At 68.0% G+C, this 3,621-nt stretch carries 5 protein-coding genes; 3 read left to right on the forward strand and 2 right to left on the reverse strand.

Annotated features, from left to right (window positions below; genetic code table 11):
* A partial coding sequence (locus A5698_RS17150) for an NADPH-dependent FMN reductase (protein WP_197506813.1) occupies positions 1-216 on the reverse strand: 216 nt, incomplete at its 3' end.
* 92 nt (positions 217-308) lie between these two features.
* On the opposite strand from A5698_RS17150, the gene A5698_RS17155 reads away from it, so the two are divergent.
* From A5698_RS17155 to A5698_RS17165, 3 genes are read left to right on the forward strand one after another with little or no spacing between them, the layout of a single operon-like run.
* Positions 309-917: a TetR/AcrR family transcriptional regulator gene (locus A5698_RS17155; RefSeq protein ID WP_068299319.1), complete on the forward strand. Its 609-nt coding sequence runs from the start codon at positions 309-311 to the stop codon at positions 915-917.
* A gap of 19 nt (positions 918-936) precedes the next feature.
* A complete protein-coding gene (locus tag A5698_RS17160) occupies positions 937-2,001 on the forward strand; it encodes a DNA polymerase IV (RefSeq protein WP_068299322.1) in 1,065 nt (354 codons plus the stop codon).
* A 1-nt stretch (position 2,002) separates the two neighbouring features.
* Entirely contained in the window at positions 2,003-3,193 is a 1,191-nt protein-coding gene (locus tag A5698_RS17165) for an AAA family ATPase (RefSeq protein ID WP_068299324.1), read from the forward strand.
* On the opposite strand, the gene A5698_RS17170 is transcribed toward A5698_RS17165, so the two are convergent.
* Positions 3,190-3,621, reverse strand: a 432-nt coding sequence (locus A5698_RS17170) for an SDR family NAD(P)-dependent oxidoreductase (RefSeq protein ID WP_156670794.1), incomplete at its 5' end; no start/stop codon positions are given. The two genes, A5698_RS17165 and A5698_RS17170, sit on opposite strands and share 4 nt — an antisense overlap.

Here is a 3,621-nt window from a genome sequence, read left to right on the forward strand (position 1 = left end):
GGCCGCGGCCTGGCGCAACGCCACCACCGGTTCGGCGACGTCCTCGTTGTCGATGTCCTCGTTGTAGAACGGCAGCTCACCCAGCCGGTCGAAGAACTCCAGATGCGCGCCGTCCGGTGCGGTTTCGAGCGCGAGCTCGACCAGCTGCCGGTTGATCGACGCCGCCCGGAGGCTGCCCAGCAGCACCAGCACGTTGACGTTCGAGGTGTCCGACATCGTTGTTCTCATCCCTTCGTCGTCGGTGAAGATCCTCGCACAGCAGAACCGGACTACAGTCCGAATAATTCCGCCTGAACTAAACTGCTGACATGGCCGCACCTCGCCCCATCAACGAGTTGTCGGTCACCGACGAAACTCCACACGAACGCGGCGACGCCGCCCGTAACCGGACACTACTTCTCGATGCGGCGCGCCGCCTGATCGCCGAGCGCGGCGCCGATTCGGTCACGACCGACGACATCGCCACGGCGGCCGGCGTGGGCAAGGGCACGCTGTTCCGCCGCTTCGGCAGTCGCGCGGGGCTGATGATCGTGCTGCTCGACGAGGACGAGAAAGCCCACCAGGAATCGATCCTGTTCGGTCCCCCGCCCCTCGGCCCCGGCGCTCCCCCACTCGACCGTCTGGTGGCCTACGGACGGGACCGATTGGCGTTCGTCCACAAACATCACGCGCTGCTGTCGGACGCCAACAGGGACCCGCAGACACGGTTCAACGCGCCGGCGCGGCTGCACCATCGCCACGTGCGGGTGCTGTTGGAGGCCGCGGATACGACGGGTGACCTCGACGCGCAGGCCGCCGCGCTGCTGGCGCTGCTCGACGCTGACTACGTGCAGCACCAACTCACCGAGCGTGGGGCGACGCTGGAATCGCTCGGCGATGCATGGGAAACGGTGGCCCGCAAGCTGTGTGGGCACTAGCGAAGAGCACACGGATCCGATGACACGCTGGATCCTGCACGTGGATCTCGACCAGTTCCAGGCCGCCGTCGAGATCCGTCGCAACCCGGGACTCGCCGGCCTGCCGATCATCGTCGGCGGCAACGGCGACCCGTACGAACCCCGCAAGGTCGTCACGTGCGCGTCGTATCCGGCCCGCGCCTACGGCGTGCGAGCCGGCATGCCGTTGCGCACCGCAGCGCGCAAGTGTCCGGATGCGATGTCCCTGCCGCTGGACACCGACGCCTACGACGAGGCCTCCGCGGAGGTCATGGGCCTGCTGCGGGACTTCGGGCATCCCGTGGAAGTGTGGGGCTGGGACGAGGCCTACGTCGGGGCCGAGCTCGACGACTCGCAGAGCCCGTTCGAGTTCGCCCAGCGGATCCGCGAGGTGATCGCCGCCGAGACGAGTCTGTCGTGTTCGGTCGGCATCAGCGACAACAAGCAGCGGGCCAAGGTCGCGACCGGCTTCGGCAAGCCGAGCCGCGAATCCGGTTCGGGCGTCTATCAACTCACCGACGAGAACTGGATGGCGGTGATGGGTGACCGCGACGTCGACGCCCTGTGGGGCATCGGCCCGAAGACGACGAAAAAGCTTGCGGCCATGGGCATCGACACCGTCGCCGATCTCGCCCGTACCGACGCGACCGTGCTCACCGAGGCCTTCGGCCCGACGACGGGGCTGTGGATCCTGCTGCTCGCCAAGGGCGGCGGCGACACGACCGTCAGCGCAGAACCCTGGGTACCTCGGTCACGTAGTCACGTCACCACCTTTCCGCGTGACCTCACCGAACGCGACGAGATGAACTCCGCCGTCATCGATTTGGCGCACCAGACGCTCGCCGACGTCGTTGCACAAGACCGTGTCGCCACCCGCGTCGCGGTGACGGTCCGCACGAAGACCTTTTACACCAGGACCAAGATCCGCAAGCTGCCCGAACCGACCGTGGACGCCGATCTCATCACCCGGACGGCCCTTGAGATACTCGGCCAGTTCGAACTCGATCGCCCGGTTCGGCTGCTGGGCGTGCGGCTCGAACTCGCCCCACCGGAAGGCGGGTACTGAGGTGTTGCACACCGTCGCCATCCGCGGATACCGCTCGCTGCGCGAGATCGTGCTGCCGCTGGCCCAACTCACCGTCGTGACCGGCGCCAACGGGACGGGTAAGTCGTCGCTGTACCGGGCGCTGCGGCTGTTGGCCGATTGCGGGCGCGGCGAGGTGATCGGGTCGCTGGCCCGCGAGGGCGGACTCGAGTCGGTGCTGTGGGCGGGTCCCGAGCAGCTCGCCGGGGCGCGCCGCGCCGGGCGGGTGGAGGGCACGGCGCGCACCGGGCCGGTGTCCCTCGAAATGGGTTTCGCAGCGGATGATTTCGGCTACCTCGTCGATCTGGGCCTGCCCCAGATGGCGGGCCACGGATCGCTGTTCGCCCTCGATCCGGAGATCAAACGCGAGGCCGTCTTCGTCGGCCCGGTCATGCGCAACAGCTCGACCCTGGTGCGCCGGACCCGTGATTACGTCGAAGCCAGCGCCGAGTCCGGACGGGGATTCGACAAGGTGACACAGGCGCTTCCGGCCTACCGCAGCGTGCTCGCCGAATTCGCCCATCCCGGTGCGCACCCGGAGCTTGCGGCGGTCCGGGACCGGTTGCGCAACTGGCGGTTCTACGACGGCTTTCGCGTCGACGCGGCCGCACCTTCGCGGCAGCGCACTGTCGGCACCCGCACGCCCGTGCTCTCCGACGACGGCAGCGACCTGGCCGCCGCGATCCAGACCATCATCGAGGCCGGTCACGACGACCTCCAGCGGGCCATCGCCGACGCCTTCGACGGTGCGACGGTCTCGGTCACGATCCACGACGGCCTGTTCGACCTCCAACTGCATCAGCCCGGCATGCTGCGCCCGCTGCGGGCCGCCGAATTATCGGACGGCACACTGCGATTCCTGCTGTGGGCCGCCGCGCTGCTGTGCCCGCGTCCACCGTCTCTGATGGTGCTCAACGAACCGGAGACGTCGCTGCACCCGGACTTGGTGGGCCCGCTGGCGTCGTTGATCCGCGCGGCGGCAGACACCACCCAGGTCGTCGTCGTCACCCACTCCAAGGCGCTGCTCGAGCATCTCGACACCGTTACCGTCGAAAATGCCGCCGAGGCGGAAGCCACCGCGGTGGAGATCCCGCTGTACAAGGACCTCGGCGAGACGCGGGTCGAGGGCATCGGCATGCTCACCGCGCCGCCGTGGGACTGGGGTAAGCGCTAGCCGCGTTGCGCCGCAGGCCGCAGCGCCTTGGTGAACAGCACGTTCGCCTGGCGCATCGCGACACTGTAGGGCCACCACAAGGTGCGCTTGAACAAGTACAGCGCCCGGATGTCGGGCGAGGTGTAGATGAGGAAGCGGTTGCGCCGCACGCCTTTGAGGATGCATTCGGCGACATGTTCGGGCGAGACCGCGTGACCGCTGAAGCGGTCGGTCCACTTCTTCACCCGCGGGTCTTCGCGGTCGACTCCGGCGATCTGAACCGTCTGCACCAGAGGCGTTTTCACCGCACCCGGAACCACCACGGACACCCCGATCCGGTGGCGTGCCAGATCGAAGCGCAACACCTCCGACATGCCGCGCAGCCCGAACTTGCTCGCGCTGTACGCCGAATGCCAGGGTAATGCGACGAGCCCGGCCGCCGACGACAC

Source organism: Mycobacterium sp. E136, from assembly GCF_001666865.1.
Classification (GTDB): Bacteria; Actinomycetota; Actinomycetes; order Mycobacteriales; family Mycobacteriaceae; genus Mycobacterium.

What these genes read in the sequence shown, in the direction of transcription:
- A5698_RS17160 (WP_068299322.1), top strand. Translation starts at nt 937, where the DNA reads ATGACACGCTGGATCCTGCACGTGGATCTCGACCAGTTCCAGGCCGCC.
- A5698_RS17155 (WP_068299319.1), top strand. Translation starts at nt 309, where the DNA reads ATGGCCGCACCTCGCCCCATCAACGAGTTGTCGGTCACCGACGAAACT.